This window comes from Mycetocola sp. BIGb0189 (assembly GCF_024810155.1).
GTDB lineage: Bacteria > Actinomycetota > Actinomycetes > Actinomycetales > Microbacteriaceae > Mycetocola > Mycetocola lacteus.
Window position 1 is genome coordinate 119,218 of record NZ_JANUED010000007.1, and the last position, 17,699, is coordinate 136,916.

The 17,699-nt window shown below is 67.4% G+C and carries 16 protein-coding genes; 8 read left to right on the top strand and 8 right to left on the bottom strand.

Features of this window, described 5'->3' with window-relative positions; translation table 11 throughout:
* Positions 1–31 precede the first annotated feature (31 nt).
* Positions 32–1,024 (top strand): malate dehydrogenase, encoded by a 993-nt coding sequence (locus M2390_RS12090; RefSeq protein WP_259179030.1) that lies wholly within the window; start codon positions 32–34, stop codon positions 1,022–1,024.
* Positions 1,025–1,157: 133 nt separating this feature from the next.
* Here the strand turns inward: M2390_RS12090 and M2390_RS12095 are convergent, their stop codons facing one another.
* Together M2390_RS12095 and M2390_RS12100 are read right to left on the bottom strand one after the other, a co-directional pair.
* Positions 1,158–2,714 carry a right-handed parallel beta-helix repeat-containing protein gene (locus tag M2390_RS12095; RefSeq protein ID WP_259179032.1) on the bottom strand — a complete coding sequence of 519 codons (1,557 nt, stop codon included), beginning with the start codon at positions 2,712–2,714 and terminating at the stop codon, positions 1,158–1,160.
* 149 nt (positions 2,715–2,863) lie between these two features.
* A complete protein-coding gene (locus M2390_RS12100) occupies positions 2,864–3,739 on the bottom strand; it encodes a siderophore-interacting protein (RefSeq protein WP_310503984.1) in 876 nt (291 codons plus the stop codon).
* A gap of 242 nt (positions 3,740–3,981) precedes the next feature.
* Between M2390_RS12100 and M2390_RS12105 the strand changes: the two genes are divergently transcribed.
* From M2390_RS12105 to M2390_RS12115, 3 genes are all read left to right on the top strand, one after another.
* On the top strand, positions 3,982–4,866 hold the full coding sequence (locus tag M2390_RS12105; RefSeq protein ID WP_259179036.1) for an ABC transporter ATP-binding protein: 885 nt from the start codon (positions 3,982–3,984) through the stop codon (positions 4,864–4,866).
* Positions 4,863–5,987: an ABC transporter permease gene (locus tag M2390_RS12110; protein ID WP_259179038.1), complete on the top strand. Its 1,125-nt coding sequence runs from the start codon at positions 4,863–4,865 to the stop codon at positions 5,985–5,987. The genes M2390_RS12105 and M2390_RS12110 overlap by 4 nt, the downstream gene beginning before the upstream one ends.
* Positions 5,988–6,079: 92 nt before the next feature.
* Positions 6,080–7,153: a low specificity L-threonine aldolase gene (locus tag M2390_RS12115; protein ID WP_259179040.1), complete on the top strand. Its 1,074-nt coding sequence runs from the start codon at positions 6,080–6,082 to the stop codon at positions 7,151–7,153.
* A gap of 117 nt (positions 7,154–7,270) precedes the next feature.
* Here the strand turns inward: M2390_RS12115 and M2390_RS12120 are convergent, their stop codons facing one another.
* Complete coding sequence (locus M2390_RS12120) at positions 7,271–7,924, bottom strand: TetR family transcriptional regulator (protein WP_259179041.1); 654 nt, start codon at positions 7,922–7,924, stop codon at positions 7,271–7,273.
* A 101-nt stretch (positions 7,925–8,025) separates the two neighbouring features.
* Here M2390_RS12120 and M2390_RS12125 point away from each other — a divergent pair, with 101 nt between their 5' ends.
* Positions 8,026–9,492, top strand: coding sequence for a DHA2 family efflux MFS transporter permease subunit (locus M2390_RS12125; protein WP_259179042.1), 1,467 nt, complete (start codon positions 8,026–8,028; stop codon positions 9,490–9,492).
* On the top strand, positions 9,489–10,232 hold the full coding sequence (locus tag M2390_RS12130) for an SDR family NAD(P)-dependent oxidoreductase (protein ID WP_259179043.1): 744 nt from the start codon (positions 9,489–9,491) through the stop codon (positions 10,230–10,232). The genes M2390_RS12125 and M2390_RS12130 overlap by 4 nt, the downstream gene beginning before the upstream one ends.
* A gap of 47 nt (positions 10,233–10,279) precedes the next feature.
* On the opposite strand, the gene M2390_RS12135 is transcribed toward M2390_RS12130, so the two are convergent.
* The gene (locus tag M2390_RS12135; protein WP_259179044.1) at positions 10,280–10,843 is read right to left on the bottom strand and encodes an ABATE domain-containing protein; all 564 of its coding nucleotides are present in this window, start codon (positions 10,841–10,843) and stop codon (positions 10,280–10,282) included.
* A 122-nt stretch (positions 10,844–10,965) separates the two neighbouring features.
* Here M2390_RS12135 and M2390_RS12140 point away from each other — a divergent pair, with 122 nt between their 5' ends.
* Positions 10,966–11,988, top strand: coding sequence for a zinc-binding dehydrogenase (locus tag M2390_RS12140; RefSeq protein WP_259179045.1), 1,023 nt, complete (start codon positions 10,966–10,968; stop codon positions 11,986–11,988).
* 59 nt (positions 11,989–12,047) lie between these two features.
* Here M2390_RS12140 and M2390_RS12145 read toward each other — a convergent pair whose 3' ends face one another.
* The 3 genes from M2390_RS12145 to M2390_RS12155 all read right to left on the bottom strand — a co-directional run bounded on the left by M2390_RS12145 (position 12,048) and on the right by M2390_RS12155 (position 15,070).
* Positions 12,048–13,055: an aldo/keto reductase family protein gene (locus M2390_RS12145; protein ID WP_259179046.1), complete on the bottom strand. Its 1,008-nt coding sequence runs from the start codon at positions 13,053–13,055 to the stop codon at positions 12,048–12,050.
* 69 nt (positions 13,056–13,124) lie between these two features.
* A complete protein-coding gene (locus M2390_RS12150; RefSeq protein ID WP_259179047.1) occupies positions 13,125–13,826 on the bottom strand; it encodes a response regulator transcription factor in 702 nt (233 codons plus the stop codon).
* Positions 13,823–15,070 (bottom strand): sensor histidine kinase, encoded by a 1,248-nt coding sequence (locus tag M2390_RS12155; RefSeq protein ID WP_259179048.1) that lies wholly within the window; start codon positions 15,068–15,070, stop codon positions 13,823–13,825. The genes M2390_RS12150 and M2390_RS12155 overlap by 4 nt, the downstream gene beginning before the upstream one ends.
* Before the next feature lie 112 nt (positions 15,071–15,182).
* Here M2390_RS12155 and M2390_RS12160 point away from each other — a divergent pair, with 112 nt between their 5' ends.
* Entirely contained in the window at positions 15,183–16,196 is a 1,014-nt protein-coding gene (locus M2390_RS12160) for a magnesium and cobalt transport protein CorA (protein ID WP_259179280.1), read from the top strand.
* 40 nt (positions 16,197–16,236) lie between these two features.
* Here M2390_RS12160 and M2390_RS12165 read toward each other — a convergent pair whose 3' ends face one another.
* A complete protein-coding gene (locus M2390_RS12165) occupies positions 16,237–17,613 on the bottom strand; it encodes a M23 family metallopeptidase (protein ID WP_259179049.1) in 1,377 nt (458 codons plus the stop codon).
* Positions 17,614–17,699: the final 86 nt, after the last annotated feature.

Consider the following 17,699-nt stretch of genomic DNA (forward strand, 5'->3'; position numbering starts at 1 on the left):
GGAGCAACCTTCCCGGCCTAGACTCGGCGGTATGAGTACACAACCGGTCACCATTGCCGTGAGCGGCGCGGGCGGAAACATCGGCTACGCGCTTCTCTTCCGTCTTGCCGCGGGCGATCTGCTCGGCCCGGATACCCCGGTCCGACTGCGCCTCCTGGAGATCCCGGCCGGCGAAGCCGCCGCCGCGGGGACACAGCTGGAACTGATCGACGGGGCCTTCCCGCTGCTGGATCAGGTCAGCGTACACACCGACGCCACCGAGGCGTTCACCGATGCCAACATCGTGTTCCTGGTGGGTGCGCGGCCGCGCACCGCGGGTATGGAGCGCGCCGACCTGCTGGAGGCCAACGCGGGTATCTTCGGGCCGCAGGGTCGGGCGATCAACGATCACGCCGCCGCGGATGTGCGGGTCATCGTGGTGGGTAACCCCGCCAACACCAACGCGCTGATCGCCCAGCGCAACGCCCCCGACCTGCCCGCCGAACGCTTCACCGCGCTCACCCGGCTGGACCACAACCGGGCGGTGGGGATCCTCGCCGCCGAGGCCGGCGTCCCGGTCACCGAGGTCACCGGGATCACCGTGTGGGGCAACCACTCGCCCACCCAGTATCCCGACCTCAGCCAGGCCAGCATCGGCGAGGTGGCCGCGCTCGCCGCGGTGGATGTGGACTGGGCGCGCAGCGCGTATATCGACCGGGTGGCCAAGCGTGGGGCTGAAATCATCGCCGCGCGTGGCTCTTCCTCGGCCGCCTCCGCGGCATCCGCGGCCATCGATCACATGCGCGACTGGGTCCTCGGCACCCCCGGGGATGCCTGGACCAGCGTGGCCCTGGTGTCCGATGGATCCTACGGGGTCCCGGCCGGGTTGGTCTCCTCGTTCCCCGCCCAGTCCATCGAGGGGCGCTGGGCGATCGTTCCGGATATCGACATCGACGAGTTCTCCCGCGCCAGAATCGACGCCTCGGTGGCCGAGCTGATCGCCGAACGTGATGCGGTGGCGGCTCTCGGGCTGCTGCCGGACTAGGCCATCCCGATCCGGCGCATGCCGAGAGCGGCGGCGTCCATGCGGATCGTCACCGGGTCTCCCCGGGGCACCAAAAACACGGCGGCGGCCGGGAGGAAACCCTCCCGGCCGCCGCCGCGTGTGTGGGGTGCGACTAGGCTGCGTCCGCCTGCGAGCGACGACGACGCACCAGACCGAGCGCCGCGGCACCGATCAGCAGCAGGATGCCGCCGGCAACGCCGAGGCCCAGCACGCCATCGGCACCGGTGGAGGCCAGGGCTGCCGGGGTACCGGCGGCGACCGGCTGGGCCGCGGTGACGGCCACGGCGATCACGGCCACCGTCTTTGAGGTCTGACCCTGGAAGACGATGTGGTGCTCACCCGCGGGAAGCTTGGAGAGGTCGGCACCCGCGACCACGACGGCACCGTCCACAACCGGGAAGCTACCGAGCAGGGTCGGGGTCGAGTATGCGTAGACATCCACAAACGCGTCGTTTGCGCTCCACGGCAGGGTTGCGGTGAAGGGAGCGGCCGGGTTGAGCTTGGTCAGGTCGACGCCCGGGGCCGCCTGCACCGAGGCGGTGGTGGCGGCGACGTTCAGGCCGAGGTCCTTGACCAGGTTCAGCAGTGCGTTGGTGTTACCCGCGGGGGCCGGGGCCGGAGCGGCCGGGGTCTCGGTGGGCTTGGGGGTCTGGCTCGGCTGGGTGCTGGGCGTCGGGGTCGGGGTCGGCTCTACCGTGGGCTCGACGGTCGGAGTCGGCGTGGGCTCCGGGGTGGGCTCAACGGTCGGCTCGACCGTGGGGGTCGGGGTGGGCTCCGGCGTGGTGACCGGTGCCTCAACCGTGACGCCCGGCAGCAGGTCCGCGGCAACGATCGCCCGCGGCTGGGCGAGCGCCAGGGTGGCGTCGGCGGCCACGGTGACGGCCGAGGTGTCGAGCACCAGGATGCCCGCCTTGTCCGAAACCGGTGCGGGTGCGGTGCCCACGGTGATGGTGCCGAGAGCAACCGGGCCACCCTGCGCGCCGGTCACCTTGGCGGTGTTGCCGGTGTCACCAAACTGCACGTTGTAGGCGTTGTCGGTGAAGGCGTTGGCCGCACCCACGAAGCTCACGTTATCGATGTTGTCGGTGGTGTTCTGCGAGCTCTTGGTATAGAACGCGATGCCGGCCCAGCCGTTGTGCTGCGCCTGGACGTTGCTGATGGTGATGTCACCGGAGATGACCGGGCTGGTCGGGGTGTAGCGGTTGGTGATCGCGATACCGTTCTTGCCGAACTCCCGCACCCCGATGTCCTCGAGGGTCAGCCCGCGGGCACCGTTGGCGTCGATGCCGGTGGCGTTGGGGCGCGCGGCATCCGAGTCGGCACCGGTGATCGAGAGGTGCTTGAGGGCAACATCGCTCACGTTGGTCAGGTCGATGGTCTTCGAGGACCCGGCCGAGCGGATCTCGGTGCCGCGTCCGGCGGCACCCTCGATGGTCACCGGCTTGCTGATGCGTAGATCCTCGCGGAACGTGCCCGCGGCCAGCTGGAGCGTGGCTCCGGCCGGGGCGGCGTTCAGCGCCGCCTGGATCGAGTCACCCGCGGCCACGGTGATGGTGTCGGCGGGGAGTGCCTGGGCGGTGAGCGGTGCCGCGAGCAGCAGCGCCGCGGCACCCAGGGCGGCGGCCGGCGCAAACGCGCGCAGGGGCCGCCGAATAACGGGGGAGGTCATGGTTATCCGTTCGTTGGGGGAAGAGCTCCGGGTATTCCCGTCCCGGCGCTCCTACCCCAATGAATACTCCCAATATTTCACCGTGTCAATGCGTGCCGTAGCAAACGGTGACCGGCGCATGAACGCCGTGTTTCCGCGGCATTACGGGTCTAGTTCTCGGCCTTACCGATCCGCCAGTATCCCATGAAGGCCACCCGTCGACGATCCACGCCCTGGGCGGTGACCAGGGTGCGCCGTAGCTGCTTAATCACGCCCGATTCTCCGGCCAGCCACGCATAGAACTCACCCGAGTCCTCATCGGTGGGGGTCTCCCAGAGAATGTCGGTGTCAACGTCCACGTCGGCCAGCTTCTGCGCGCGGGGAGCCCGGGCGGCCTCGATCAGGTCGCCGTGTCCGGCGATCCATTCATCCATCGCCCGGATCAGGCCCGCGCCGTGCTCGGCACCCTCGCGGGCGATCAGCGTGACGGTGACACCCGCCGGATGCTCCAGCTCAAGGGCATCCTCGGCGGTGGGGACCTCGATCAGCGCGTCGCCGACCGCATCCGCGGGCAGGTCGCGCAGGATCCCGGCAATCGCGGGCAGTGCGGTCTCGTCCCCCGCCAGGAGGAGACGGGTGGCATCCCCCGGGTGCCAGTCGATGCCGATGGCGGATTCCAGACTGCGTGCGTCCGGCCCCACCAGGTACACCTCGTCGCCGGGCCGCGCGGTCAGCAGCCACTTTCCGGCCGGGCCCACCTCGGAGCCCTCGGGGACCGAGTGCACCACGAAGTCCACATCGACCTCGCCGAGTGCCGGTCGTACGTCGCGCACGGTGTAGGTGCGGAACGGCGCACGCTCCTCCTCGGGGAGGTCGCGCCAGAACTCCCACCAGGCGTTGCCGTCGAGGTTCGGCAGCGTAAACAGGGGCTGTCCGGGCAGCGGGAAAAGGATCTTGATGCGCTGATCCAGCAGGTCGGTGCCGAAGAATTGCAGCTCATCATCCCGGAAGGTGACCCGGGTGAAGTGCGGTGAGAGCTCGGTCACCGCCGAGACTTTGGCGGGCCAGGGGTGGTAGGCGGGGCGATCGGTACGGACCAAAACCTGCGTTTCTCCTAAGCTGAGCATTACCTAACTCTAGGCGAATCTCTGGGGAAACCCAATCCTCCGTTCCGGCCGTTTTATGCCGCGTATCCGCCATTCGGCGGAGGGGGAAAATCCGCCGGGTGAGGGACGACCCGCACGGTGTCGCCCGAATAGCCTGGGGTGACAACACGATTGGAGGGCCCATGCTGGAGATACGCGGCATCAATAAATCCTTTGCCACCCGTCAGGTGCTCACAAACATGAGCTTCACCATCGAGCCCGGCCGGATGACCGGTTTTGTGGGCGGCAACGGTGCCGGCAAAACCACCACGATGCGCATCCTGCTCGGCGTGTTGGAGGCCGACAGCGGCGAGGTGCTGCTGGATGGCTCCCCACTCTCGGAGCAGGATCGCCGCCGAATCGGGTACATGCCCGAGGAACGTGGGCTCTACCCCAAGATGAAGGTCGCCGAGCAGATCACCTATTTCGCGCGCCTGCACGGTCTCGGTGTCGAGACCGCCAAGCGCAACACCGAGCGCCTGCTCGATCAGCTGGGTCTGGGCGAGCGCGGTGGCGACACCATCGAGAGCCTGTCGCTGGGAAACCAGCAGCGTGCGCAGATCGCCGCCGCGCTGGTGCATGATCCGCTGGCCCTCGTGCTGGATGAGCCCTTCTCGGGCCTCGACCCGCTCGCGGTGGATGTGGTCCTCGCGGTGCTCAAGGAGCGCGCAAACGCCGGGGTTCCGGTGCTGTTCTCCAGCCACCAGCTCGACATCGTTGAGCGTCTCTGCGACGACATCGTGATCATCTCCGGCGGTCAGGTCCGCGCGGTTGGCTCGGCCCAGAGCCTGCGCGACGCCCACCGCGGTAACCGCTTTAGCCTGGAGGGCGAAGCGGACGGTGGCTGGGTGCGCGAGGTCCCCGGAATCTCGGTCCTGAGCTTTGACGGTGGACACGTCGAATTCGACGCCGACACCGCCGAGCGCGCGCAGCTGGTGCTGCGTGGTGCCCTCGAACGCGGCCCGGTGCACGCGTTCACCCCCGTTCGTCCCTCGCTCGCCCAGATCTATCGGGAGGTAGTCCAGTGAGTACCACACGCCCAGTAACCCCCGCCACCCCCTCGGTTCTGTCCACCACCTGGCTGGTCGCCGAGCGGGAGATGACCCAGCGTCTGCGCAGCAAGGCGTTCCTATTCTCCTCCGCCTCGTTGATCGTGCTGGTGCTGATCGGTGTGCTGCTCAGCGGGTTTGCCGCGGGCGGCGGGTTCTCCGGTGACGAGAAGACCCGGGTGGCCGCGGCCGGTCCGGTGGCCGCGATCCTGGACACCAAAACCTTCGACGTGGAAAGCGTCGCCAGCAACGAGGATGCCCGCGCCCTGGTACGTGAGGGCAAGGTGGATGCTGCGGTGATCGCCGAGCAGCCGACCCAGAAAAACCCCACCGGGGTCACCATCATCGCCCAGGAGAAGGCACCCGATGCGCTGACCGATGCGCTGACCCTGCGTCCGCAGGTTGAGCTGCTGGGTGGCGACGGCGTGACCGGCCCGCTGCGCTTCATCATGGCGCTGGCGTTCGGGTTGATCTTCATGATGTCGGCGGTCACCTTCGGCAGCGTGATTGCCCAGTCGGTGGTTGAGGAAAAGTCGACCCGGATCGTCGAGATCCTGATGTCCACGATCTCCGTTCGCGTGCTGCTCGCCGGAAAGGTGCTGGGGAACTCGCTGCTGGCCTTTGCCCAGGTTGCGGCGATTGCGGCGGTCGCGATCGTCGGCCTCTCGGCCACCGGTCAGGACGCGCTGCTGGCCGGAGTCGGGGCGCCGATCATCTGGTTTGTAGTGTTCTTCATCTTCGGATTTGTGCTGCTGGCGGCGCTGTTTGCGGGCCTGGCCTCGCTGGTGTCACGCCAGGAGGATGTGGGCTCGGCGATCACCCCGGTGACCATGCTGGTGATGATTCCCTACTTCGGGGTCGCCTTCTTCAACGACAACCCGGTGGTCATGACCGTGCTCAGCTACGTGCCCTTCTCCGCCCCGGTGGGGATGCCCGTGCGCCTGTTCTTCGGTGACGCGCAGTGGTGGGAGCCGCTGGTGGCCCTGGCCATCCTGCTGGTGTCGGTGATCCTGGTGATCCTGCTGGCCGCCCGCATCTACCGCGGATCGCTGCTGCACACCGGTGGCAAGCTCAAGCTCAGCGAGGCGCTGCGCGGCTAGATCCAGGCGCGAAAGTGGCGGCGTTCTTCAGGACGCCGCCACTTTTGTGTTCCCGTGGCGAGCCCGGCAAAATTCGTGATTGCATAGAGGGTATGACCTCCGCACTGCACGATTCCTCCGTTCGCCACTTCGCCTCCGACAACTACGCCGGAGCTCACCCCGAGGTGTTGGAGGCGCTGGTCGCCGCCAACGGTGGACACCAGTCGGCCTACGGTGACGACGTGTATACGGCGCGTCTCGGCGAGGTGATGCGTGGGCACTTTGGCGAGCGGGCGCAGGTGTTCCCGGTGTTCAACGGGACCGGCGCCAACGTGCTCAGCCTGCAGTCGGTGGTGCCGCGCTGGGGTGCCGTGATCACCGCGGCCTCCGCCCACATCAACACCGATGAGTGTGGTGCCCCCGAGCGGGTCGGCGGGCTCAAGCTGCTGCCGGTCGCGACCCCGGACGGCAAGCTGACCCCCGAGCTGATCGCGACCGAGGCTTACGGGTTCGGAGACGTACACCGGGCCGAGCCGCATGCGGTGTCGATCACCCAGTCCACCGAGTTTGGGACCCTGTACACCCCCGATGAAATCGCCGCGATCGCCGAGTTTGCGCACTCCCGGGGCCTCGCGCTGCACCTCGATGGTGCCCGGATCGCCAACGCCGCTGCCGCACTGAACCTGCCGCTGCGCGCCTTCACCACGGACGCCGGGGTCGACGTGGTGTCCTTCGGCGGAACCAAGAACGGCCTGGTCTTCGGGGAGGCCGTGGTGGTCCTGAACCCCGAGCGTGCCCACGGCGTGGACTACCTGCGCAAGATGAACATGCAGCTGGCCTCGAAGCTGCGCTTTGTCTCGGCTCAGCTGGTCGCGCTGCTCGAAGGAGACCTGTGGCTGCGCGGTGCCGCCCACGCCAACGCGATGGCCGCGCGTCTGCGTGCGGGGCTGGAGACGAAAATCGCCGCCGGTGAAATCACCGGCCTGTCCTTCGCCCAGGACACTCAGGTCAACGGCATCTTCGCCTCCCTGCCCGCGGCGGCCGCCGAGAAGGTGCGCGAGTCCTTCCGCTTCTACGACTGGGATGCATCCCTCGAGCAGGTGCGCTGGATGACCGCCTTCGACACCACCGAGGCCGATGTGGATGCCTTCATCGCGGCGATCGCCGAGGCGCTGCCCGCCCGATAGCGGCAGCTAAGGTTCTCAGAATCCCTGATTCACACAAAATCCTCACCGTGTGTGGGGATTTTGTGGTTTCAGCGGCGGATGTTTTGACCGGAACGGACCCGCGAATCGTTACGACGTTTAGGCGTCTGTTCTTTCTCCCGCCACCAGGGCGTTGCGGGCGTTGATCAGGCGGGTGTGGGCGTCGGCCAGGGTTTCGCGGGGGGCATCCTCGGGCTGTTGGACCCAGCCGTCGAATGCGGTGCGCAGGGTGAAGGTGGCCAGGTGGACGGCGATCCACGCCTCACTGATCCCACCGGCGAGGGGATAGCGGTCGGCGATTTCCGCGGCCAGTAGGCGATCGTTTTCATCCTCATGGCGCAGGGATGCGGCGCGCAGACTCGCGTTATCAAGCATCAGCGTGCGCACGCGAATCAGCTGGCTGCGCACGGCACCGTCATAGCGTTCCAGCTCCACCAGGACCGCATGTAGGGCCGCTTCAATCTGAGGAAGCAGCGGTTTTTCGGGCGTCAGGGTGGCCAGCAGGTCGCGCATGATGGGGCCAAACACCGGCTGCCCATCCACCGCGGCCGCCTCCTTGGATGGGAAGTAACGGAAGAACGTGCGCACCGAGATCCCCGCGGCCTCGGCAATATCGGCCACCGTGGTGTGCTCCACGCCCTGGGTTTCAAAAAGGGTGATCGCCGCGTCGCCGATTGCGGCACTGGTTTCCAGGCGTCGGCGCTCGCGCAGGTCGAGGCCCGGGGAGTCCGGGGTGGGGAAGAGTGTGGTCACGATGCTCCTTGCTTGGAATTAGCTTAGCGCAGCATATTGTCATCTTGCGACATCATGGCACGGTGTGACACGGTTAACGCACCAACACCGAAGGACTCCCCATGACCGCAACCCCGCGCGCCCAGATCGCGCAGCCCACCCCACCCGCCTCGGCCGCTCGCGCGACCAATCCGCGTCCGATCATCGCGCTGCTGCTCATTGCCGCATTCGTGATGATCCTCAACGAGACGATCATGGGGGTGGCCCTGCCGCACCTCATGCGTGACTTTGCCATCGATGCGGGAACCGCCCAGTGGCTTGCCACCGGCTTCATGCTCACGATGGCCGTGGTCATCCCGACCAGCGGCTTCCTACTCAACCGCTTCCCGCTGCGCGGACTTGCGATCACCGCTATCGCCGTCTTCACCGCGGGGACCCTGCTTGCCGCCCTGGCCCCGAGCTTCGCGGTGCTCCTGATGGCCCGCGTGCTGCAGGCCGTGGGCACCGCGATCATGACGCCGCTGCTCAGCACCACAATCCTGAACGTGGTGTCGGCCGAAAAGCGCGGCCGCACGATGGGTGGGATCGCCATCGTGATGGCCGCCGCCCCGGCGATTGGCCCCACCGTCTCCGGCCTGATCCTCAACAACCTCAGCTGGCGCTGGATGTTCTGGTTTGTGTTCCCGGTGGCCGCCGCGACCCTGATCGCCGCGATCTTCACGATGCGCAACCTCACCGAGCGTCGCCCGGCGAGCCTCGACATCCTCTCCACCGTGCTCTCGGCGCTGGGTTTCGCGGGCCTGATCTACGGCATCAGCAGCCTGGGCGAGGAGGCGACCGGGCACGCGGGCGTCTCGCCGCTGGTTCCGCTGGGCGTGGGCGTGATCTCGCTTGGCCTGTTCATCTGGCGTCAGCTGGTGCTGCAGCGCACCGATTCGGCACTGCTGGATCTGCGCACGTTCACCAACCGCTCGTTCACCATCGCCGTGATTCTGGTGTTCTTTAGCATGCTGGCTCTGTTTGGCGCTCTGATCGTACTGCCGCTCTTTGTACAGAACGTGCTCGGCCTGACCGCGCTGCAAACCGGGCTGATGATGCTGCCCGGTGGGCTGATCATGGGCATCTTCGCCCCGGTGTCCGGTGCCCTCTCCGACCGTTTCGGGCCGCGCTGGATCGTGCTGTTTGGCACCGTCGTGTCCTCGCTCGCGCTCTGGCTGTTCTCGGGGACCGTGGGCGCCGGCACCGAGTCCTGGCACATCGTCCTCCTGCTGATGCTGCTCAACGCCGGGCTCGGCTTCACCCTGACCCCGCTGCTTTCCTCGGCGCTGGGAAGTCTGCGTCCCTCGCTTTACGCCCACGGCAGCGCGACCGTCAATACCCTGCAGCAGGTGGCCGGGGCCACCGGAACGGCCCTGTTCATCACGCTGATGACCAATGAGACCACGCGTCACCTGACCTCGGGCGAGAACCCGCTCCTGGCCGGTGCCGCGGGAGCGCACGCCGCGTTTACCGGGGGCGCGATCCTGTCGCTCCTGGCCATCGTGCTGGCGCTGTTTATTCGCAACCCACACAAGGAGGAAGCACAGTGAAACTAGACGGCAAGGTCGCCATTATTACCGGAGGCGCGGGCGGGATCGGGCTCGGACTGACGCGGGTGTTTGTGCGCGAGGGCGCACGGGTGCTGTTCGTAGATACCAGCCGTGAGGCAGGGCTCGCGCTCGAGGCCGAGTTGGGCGAGCGCGCGGTGTTCCACCATCGAGACCTGTCCACCGAGGGTGCGGCCGAGGCCATTCGTGAGGCCGCACTGATCGCCTTTGGGCGGCTGGACGTGCTGGTGAATAATGCCAACCGTTCGACCCCGGCACCACTACTCGACACCACCCCGGAGATCTGGGCGCAGGCGTTCGGGTCGAGTTTCACCCCCACCCAGCGCCTGATGATGGTCTGCCACGATCTGCTTGCGGAATCCGGCGGATCGATCATCAACTTCGCCTCGGGGGCCGGACTCACCGGGAGCCCCACCCAGGGGGCGTATGCGGCGGCGAAGGAGGCGATCCGCGGGGTGTCCCGGGTCGCGGCCAACGAGTGGGGGCCCGAGGGCATCCGGGTCAACGTGGTCTGCCCCTACGCGCTCACCGAGGGTGTGAAGTGGTGGACCGAAAACTATCCCGAGCAGGCGGCCGCGGCCCTGGCGAGTGTGCCGCTGGGACGGATCGGCGATGTTGAGACCGATATCGCCCCCGCCGTGGTGTTCCTGGCCGGGGATGATTCGCGCTACATCACCGGGCAGACCCTGATGATCGACGGTGGAGGTCTCATGGTCCGCTAGCGCAGGTTCGCGGGTGTCGTCGGGGCGTGGCCCGGCGGCACCCGTTTTTATGCCCGGGCGGCGTCCCCGCCCTGGCGTTTGCGATAGGCGCGCATATTGACCTGCGCCGCGCAGCCCGGTCCGCAGTACAGGCCCGAGCCGTTGCGGGAGTTGTCGCGGAAACCCGAGTGGCAGGTGTGGTTGCTGCAGGTCTTGAAGCGCACCCATTCGCGCGGATTGGAGGCCACCGTGGCCACCCGGGCCAGCAGGGTGCCGATACCGCCGGCCATCCCCGTCTGGGTGCCCACGAGCTCCATACCCGCCGGGGTGAGCCGGGGCATGAGTGGATGCAGCGCGGCGATGCGTTCGATCGCGGCGGTGGCCGATCCGGTATCCGTGTCCTTGGCCGGGTGAAGGTGGGAGGCCAGGATGGCGGTGACCGCGTCGCGCAGTTCGCGCACCGTCCAGACCTCGGCCTCGGAGACCCGGGTGTCCTCGGGGATCAGGCCCGCCCGGTAAAACCAGGCGCGGGTGGACTCGGGATCGGCGAAGCTCTCGGCGGCATGGGTGCCCGCCCGTGTGCCCACCAGGTCGACGATGAGGGTGCCGAGGTCGGTCGCTGGGGTACTCATGGAACGAGGGTATCAGGTTATTGGCAAACATTTTTTATGTGAAACAAATTGACGTTGAAGTTTAATAAGTTATTGTTAAACGGCTTTAGTCAATAACATTCAACCTTCGCGAAAGGGCCTCCGTGTCTGCCGAAACCACCACCTACCGTGCCGTTGCCGTCGCCGCCGATGGCTCCCTGAAACTCGTCCATCGCCCGCTGCGCGATCCCGCCGCCGGGCAGGTCCGCCTCCGCGTGGAGGCCTGTGGAATCTGTCACACCGACGGCCTGGCGGTCCACGAACACCCCGAATCCGAGCCCGGAATGGTGCCCGGACACGAGGTGGTCGGCGTGATCGACGCGCTCGGCGAAGACGTCACCGGCTGGCGGATTGGAGACCGGGTGGGCGTCGGCTTCCTTGGCGGGCACTGCGGTGCCTGCGATCCCTGCCGCCGCGGCGACTTCGTGCACTGCGCCGACCAGCCGCTGACCGGCGTCACCGTGGACGGCGGTTACGCCGAGGTGATGATCGCCCGGGCCAGCGGCCTGGTCGCGATCCCCGAGACCCTCGCCTCCGATGTGGCCGCGCCGCTGCTGTGCGCGGGTATCACCACCTACAACGCGATCCTCAAGGCGGACGTGCTCCCCGGGTCCACCGTGGCGATTCAGGGAATCGGCGGTCTCGGCCACCTCGGTGTGCAGTACGCCCACCACCTGGGAATGCGCACGATTGCGATCGCCCGCGGCACCGAGAAGGCCGACTTTGCCCGTGAGCTCGGGGCCGACCACTATGTGGACGCGCAGGATCCGGCGGCCGCCGTCGCCGAGCTCACCGCACTCGGCGGGGCCGATCTGGTGGTCGCCACCGCGGCGTCCGGTGCCTCCTCCTCGGCGCTGATCGCCGGGATCGCGACCAACGGCACGCTGATGGTTGTCGGGGCGTCCTCGGACCCGGTATCCGTCTCCACCTCGGACCTGGTGATGCGCGGCATTCGGGTGCGCGGCTCGCTCACCGGCAGCCCGATTGAGAACGAGGATAACCTCGCCTTCGCTGCCCGGCACGGCGTACGTCCGATGATCGAGACCGCCACGCTGGAGGATGCCGCCCCGGCGTTTGCGCGGATGTCCTCGGGGGCCGCGCGCTTCCGGATGGTCCTGGTCCCCTAGTCCCTGAAATGCGTGTGGCCCCGGAGAATCCCCGGGGCCACACGCATGATGTGGAGCGTTTAGGACGGGCGACCGGCCGGCGATGCCAGCTTGGCCGGGTCAAACTCGGCCACCGGACGCAGCGCGGTGTCGATCGCGGCGAGCACGTCGGCGTCGAGCTTCACGCCGGCGGCGCGGGCGTTATCGGCCACCTGCTCGGGACGCGAAGCTCCCACGATTGCACCGGCGATGTTCTTGTTCTGCAGCACCCAGGCCACGGCCAGCTGCGCCGGGGTCAGGCCGAGGTCTGCGGCGATCGGCACGAAGCCGGTCTGCACGGCGGTCAGGATCTCCTCGGTGAGGTAGCTCTTGATCATGTTGGCACCGCCCTTTTCGTCGGCGGCGCGGCTACCCGCGGGAGCGGCGGCACCGGGCAGGTACTTGCCGGTGAGCACACCCTGGGCGACCGGAGACCAGACGATCTGAGAGATGCCCAGCTCCTCGGAGGCGGGCACAACCTCGGCCTCGATGACCCGCCACAGGGCGGAGTACTGCGGCTGGTTCGAGATCAGCGAGAAGCCCAGGTCCTTGGCGAGGGCCTGACCGGCGCGCAGCTGGTCGGCGCTCCACTCCGAGGTGCCGATGTAGAGGGCCTTACCCTGGCGCACGATGTCGGCAAAGGCCTGCATCGTCTCCTCAAGCGGGGTCTCGTAATCGAAGCGGTGAGCCTGGTACAGGTCGACATAGTCGGTACCCAGGCGCGTGAGCGAACCGTTGATCGACTCCATGATGTGCTTCCGGCTGAGACCAGAGTCGTTGTGGCCCTTGGGCCCGGTGGGCCAGTACACCTTCGTCAGAATCTCCAGCGATTCGCGACGCTGACCCTTGAGGGCCTCACCGAGAACCACCTCGGCGGCGGTGTTGGCGTAGGTGTCGGCGGTGTCAAAGGTTGAGATGCCGGCTTCGAGGGCCGCCTGCACGCTGCGAATCGCGATGTCGTTTTCGACCTGCGAGGCGTGGGTCAGCCAGTTACCAAAAATGATCTCCGAGATCTTGAGACCGCTGTTTCCGAGATATCTGAATTCCATTTCTTGAGCGTACCGCTCGCGCCGTGGCGATGACCGGTTGTGGCGCTCGCTTTGAGCGAACGCCCGCGGTTAGGATGCGGAGCCCGGGGACTCCTGCCGCGCGCTTCCGGGGACAACCAGGCCGTGCTCGTAGGCGAACACCACAGCCTGGATGCGATCACGTACCCCGAGTTTTTGCAGAACCCGCGAAACGTGGGTTTTCACCGTTGCCTCGCCCACATAGAGGGTGCCGGCGATCTCCTGGTTGCTGAGCCCCCGAGCCAGCAACTCCAACACCTCGCGCTCGCGTTCGGTGAGCTCGGTAACCGGCGGGACCGCGGCCGGTGCGGATGGGGTCTCGGACCGGGCCTGTGCCGGGGCGAACCGCTCGATGACGCGTCGGGTGAGCGCCGGGGAGAGCAGGGCGTCCCCGCCGTGTACCACCCGGACCGCGTCGATCAGCTCTTCGGGGGACGAGTTTTTGAGCAGGAACCCGGAGGCACCGGCCTCCAGGGCTGCAAACAGGTAGGCGTCCTCGTTGAAGGTGGTGAGGACCAGGATCGCCGCCGCACCCGCGCGCAGTTTTTCGGTGGCGGCGAGCCCGTCCATCCCCGGCATCTGGATGTCCATGCAGATCACATCGGGCTTCAGCGCTTCGGCGGCGGCGATGGCCTCCAATCCGTTCGAGGCTTCGCCCACCACCTCCATATCGGGCTGGGTGCCCAGGATGATGCGGAAGCCGGCGCGCAGGAGAGCCTGATCATCCACCAGCAGAATGCGAATAGGGCTCATCGGATGACTCCTTCGGGAAGGGCGGCGAGGTCGTAGGGGACAAAGGCGCGCACCAGATATCCGCCGCGGGTACGCGGTCCGTATTCGAGCCGGCCCTCGACCGCGGCGATCCGTTCCCGCATCCCGAGCTGGCCGTGTCCGGACTGCGGATGGGGCACCGGCATCGCCCCGGTGTTGGCGATTTCCAACTCGACCCCGTCGCTCAGATAGCGCAGGCGCACATCGGCGGTGGCCGCGTGGCCGCCATGCTTGCGGGCGTTGGTCAGGGACTCCTGGGCGACCCGGTACAGCGTGAAACCGGTGAGGCTGGAAACCGGCACCTCGGTGCCCTGAATCTCAAACCGGGTCGGGAGACCCGCGTCCTCGCTGGCGCGAATCAGGGCGGGGAGACCGGACAGGCTCACCGTGGAGGGGGCGTCCTCGAGGCCCGGGGTAGCTTCTCGCAGCGTGCCCACCAGTCCGCGGAGCTCGCTGATGGCCAGGCGCGCACTGGTCTCGACCTGGTGCAGGGCGGTGCGGGCGGCGTCGGGGTCGCTATCCAGCACCATTCGTGCGGCACCCGCCTGCACCCCCATCAGCGAGACATGGTGGGCGACAACATCGTGTAGTTCGCGGGCGATACGCACCCGTTCCAGCGCGACCGCCTGGCTGGAGCTGAGAGCCCGCTCGTGTTCGAGCTCGGTGGTGAGTGCGCGCAGCTGACGCTCTCGCAGGCGCACCCGATAGGCAATCTCGCCCATGACATAGGCCCCGGCGAAGTAGAGGACGTTGATCAGAATCTGCGCGAGCATAAACGCGACCAGCGGGGAGAGCGCCCCCACCTGAGGGAGTCCGGAGACGAGGTGGGTGCTGGTGGACTGAATGAACATGCCCACCACCAGGAACACAAACATTCCGGCGATCATGAGCATGCGCATCAGCCGGGCGCGATCCCGATTCTCCACCACGGCGCCGACGGTGTAGATCGAGAGGAACAGGACCACATTGGCGAGGAGCTGTTCGGCGACACCCAGGAGGGCGGCCACCACGAAGATGATTCCGGCCGTGAACATCACCAGGACTGGATAGCTGCGCCGCCACGCCAGCGTGGCGCACAGACACAGCGAGGTAACCACGCCCACCCACAGCGGCGCCGGATGAGCGAAGATCCCCATCTGCTGGTAGAGCGCCAGACTGAGGAGGGCACAGACAAACAGCACGGCCGCTAGGACACGGTCAAACCTGATCTCGGCACGGGTAGGCATAGCTTCAGCCTAGGTGACGGTTGTGCTTGGCCGCCCCCACGTGGCGATCAGCGAGTGTGCAGGGGAACTGGGCTACGGTGAGAATCGACGGCGGATGTGGGAGGAAACCAACATGGTCATGATCGACAATGCTGTGTACGTGGCGGGTGTCCGAGTGGCGTCTCCGCTGGGAATTGACCAGACTCTGCCGGCCCTGGAATCTCATCCCGATGGGTTCGCCTGGATGGGGCTGTACCGCCCGGACACCGCTGAGCTGCACGCGCTGGCCACCGATTTTGGGGTGCATGAGCTGATCGTCGAGGACGCCTCCCAGGGTCATCAGCGTCCCAAGTTCGAGCGCTACGGCGAGACCACGCTCACCGTGCTGCGGTCGGCACGCTACGTGGACGCCGAGGAGCGGGTGGACTTCGGCGAGGTGCACGTGATTACCGGACCGCGCACGGCGATTGTGATCCGTCACTCCGAAGCCCCCAACTTTGCCGAGACCAGGCGTGGCCTCGAGGCCGAACCGTCACGGCTGGCCGAGGGCCCCCAGGCCGTGCTGTTCGCGGTCCTGGACGAGATCGTCGACGGCTATGAGCCGGTGCTCGCCGGGCTGGAAAACGATATCGACGAGATTGAGGACGCCCTGTTTTCGGGCGGGCATGAGCAATCTCAGCGCATCTATGAACTCTCCCGCGAGGTGATCGCGTTTCAGCGGGCGGCGACCCCGCTGCCCGGCATGCTGGTGTCGATGGCCGCGCGGTTGCCGGCCGACGCGATCGAACAGCGCAGAGCCCTGCGCGATGTGGGCGACCATGTGACGCGGGTCATCGAGCGTGCCAGCGCCTATCGCAGCCTGCTGGAAAACGCGCTCACCGTGAATGCGGCCCTGGTGGGGCAGCGTCAAAACGATGAGACCCGGATCCTCACCGAGGCGAGCCTGCGGCAGAGCGAGGAGATGAAAAAGATCTCCAGCTGGGCGGCGATCATCTTTGCCCCGAGCCTGATCGGGTCGGTGTACGGCATGAACTTCCACAACATGCCCGAGCTGAGCTGGGAGTGGGGATACCCGTTCTCGATCGCCCTCATGGTGGGATTTGCCGGGCTGCTCTACGGCATCTTCAAAAAGAAGCACTGGCTGTAACCGGCTACTCCGTGCATCTCAGGAGCGTGGCGGGCGCTGGTTAGACCGGGACGCCCTTGCTGCGCAGGAATGCGGCGGGATCGGTCATCTGGCCGTCGATTTCGATCTTGAGGTCGAGGTGGGGACCACTGACCACACCGGTCGCGCCCACACCCGCGAGGATCTGTCCGGCCTCGACGGTCTGGCCAACCTTGACCTCGGCGGAGCCGGTGAGCAGGTGCCCGTACAGCGAAACCTCGCCGTTGCCGTGATCCACGATCACTCGGTTACCGAATGCCCCGGCGTTGCCCACGAAGGTCACGGTGCCACCAAAGATAGCGCGGACCGGGGTGCCCGAGGCACCGGCGAAGTCCATGCCCTCATGGAAGCTGTTGGAGCAGCCGACGCTGTTACAGATCAGACCGCGCGGACCGTACGGCGAGGTGATCGGGCCGGGCAGCGGACGCCACCAACCCAGTGCCGACGGTCCCGCATACGCTTCGAGAGCGCTGGAGGCGTTGTAGCCGGTGGGGGCCATCGCGCCGCGGCTGGTCTCGTAGGTGCCACGGTCGATATCTTCCACCGCCGCCGAGGCGCTCACGGTCAGGGTCTGCGGTGCCTTGGACTCACCGCGGATCAGCTGCATGGCCGAGTACCCGGTGGGACCGGCGGCGGAGGCCGAGGAGTCGATTGCAAAGGCGGGGAGTGCGGCGGTTCCAAACAGGGCGGGAACGATCAGCGCGGAGAAGACGGCCCGGCGCAGCGGACGACGCGCAGCCCGCGGGCCCTGGGGGCGACCGGTGCGGTGAGCGGAGGCGGAACGCGGGGCGCGTGTTCCGCGCTTCTGACGAGGCGTGTGGGTGTCGGTCTGCGGCTGCTCGGAACGGGCATCCTCGGTGCGGGCGGCGGCGGGTGCTGTCTGGCCGGCCGCGGGCACGCCACTAAAAATCTCGTCAAAGGTGGGAACGCTGAAGCTGGGGGCGGCGGTCGGTGTGCGTGGGGCCGGAGGCGTCGCCTGCTCTGCCTGGGGTGCGGTGGGACGTGCCGCGGGTACCGTCGTTTCGGCGATGGCCGCGGGGGCCGAGTCTGCGTGTTCGGTGACCGAGGGTGCGTGGGTTTCGGCGACCGCGGGTGCCGGAGCGATGAATGCGGCCGCGGCGGTTTCGGCGAGCGACTCGGTGACCGCGTGGGTTGCGGCGGGCCGGGTGGGTGCCTGGGCCGGAGCGGGGGCCGAACCGGCGATGCCGGTGGCCACCGAGGCGACGCCGTGATCTTCAATCGGATCGAGCGCGCTGGTGGGGCTCGGGGAGGCGGCAGCCGGAACCGGGGTGACGTGTGTTGTGGCGGTGGGGACCGGGGTCGCGGGGGCGGCCGCGGCACTTTCGGCCTCACGGGCAGCACGCAGTGCGCGACGTGAGGGCAGGGGTGCAGTAGCCACCCGTTCGCTCTCGGGTGTCGTGCTCTGGTTCACTGAGTTGCTCCAAAAAGGGCATGGCTACCGCGGGTAGTCACACCGGGTGGGTG

Coding starts and splice junctions, on each gene's coding strand:
- M2390_RS12115 (WP_259179040.1), top strand. CDS start 6,080: ATGACCTCCGCACTGCACGATTCCTCCGTTCGCCACTTCGCCTCCGAC.
- M2390_RS12125 (WP_259179042.1), top strand. CDS start 8,026: ATGACCGCAACCCCGCGCGCCCAGATCGCGCAGCCCACCCCACCCGCC.
- M2390_RS12160 (WP_259179280.1), top strand. CDS start 15,183: ATGGTCATGATCGACAATGCTGTGTACGTGGCGGGTGTCCGAGTGGCG.
- M2390_RS12090 (WP_259179030.1), top strand. CDS start 32: ATGAGTACACAACCGGTCACCATTGCCGTGAGCGGCGCGGGCGGAAAC.
- M2390_RS12105 (WP_259179036.1), top strand. CDS start 3,982: ATGCTGGAGATACGCGGCATCAATAAATCCTTTGCCACCCGTCAGGTG.
- M2390_RS12095 (WP_259179032.1), bottom strand. CDS start 2,714: ATGACCTCCCCCGTTATTCGGCGGCCCCTGCGCGCGTTTGCGCCGGCC.
- M2390_RS12145 (WP_259179046.1), bottom strand. CDS start 13,055: ATGGAATTCAGATATCTCGGAAACAGCGGTCTCAAGATCTCGGAGATC.
- M2390_RS12150 (WP_259179047.1), bottom strand. CDS start 13,826: ATGAGCCCTATTCGCATTCTGCTGGTGGATGATCAGGCTCTCCTGCGC.
- M2390_RS12155 (WP_259179048.1), bottom strand. CDS start 15,070: ATGCCTACCCGTGCCGAGATCAGGTTTGACCGTGTCCTAGCGGCCGTG.
- M2390_RS12135 (WP_259179044.1), bottom strand. CDS start 10,843: ATGAGTACCCCAGCGACCGACCTCGGCACCCTCATCGTCGACCTGGTG.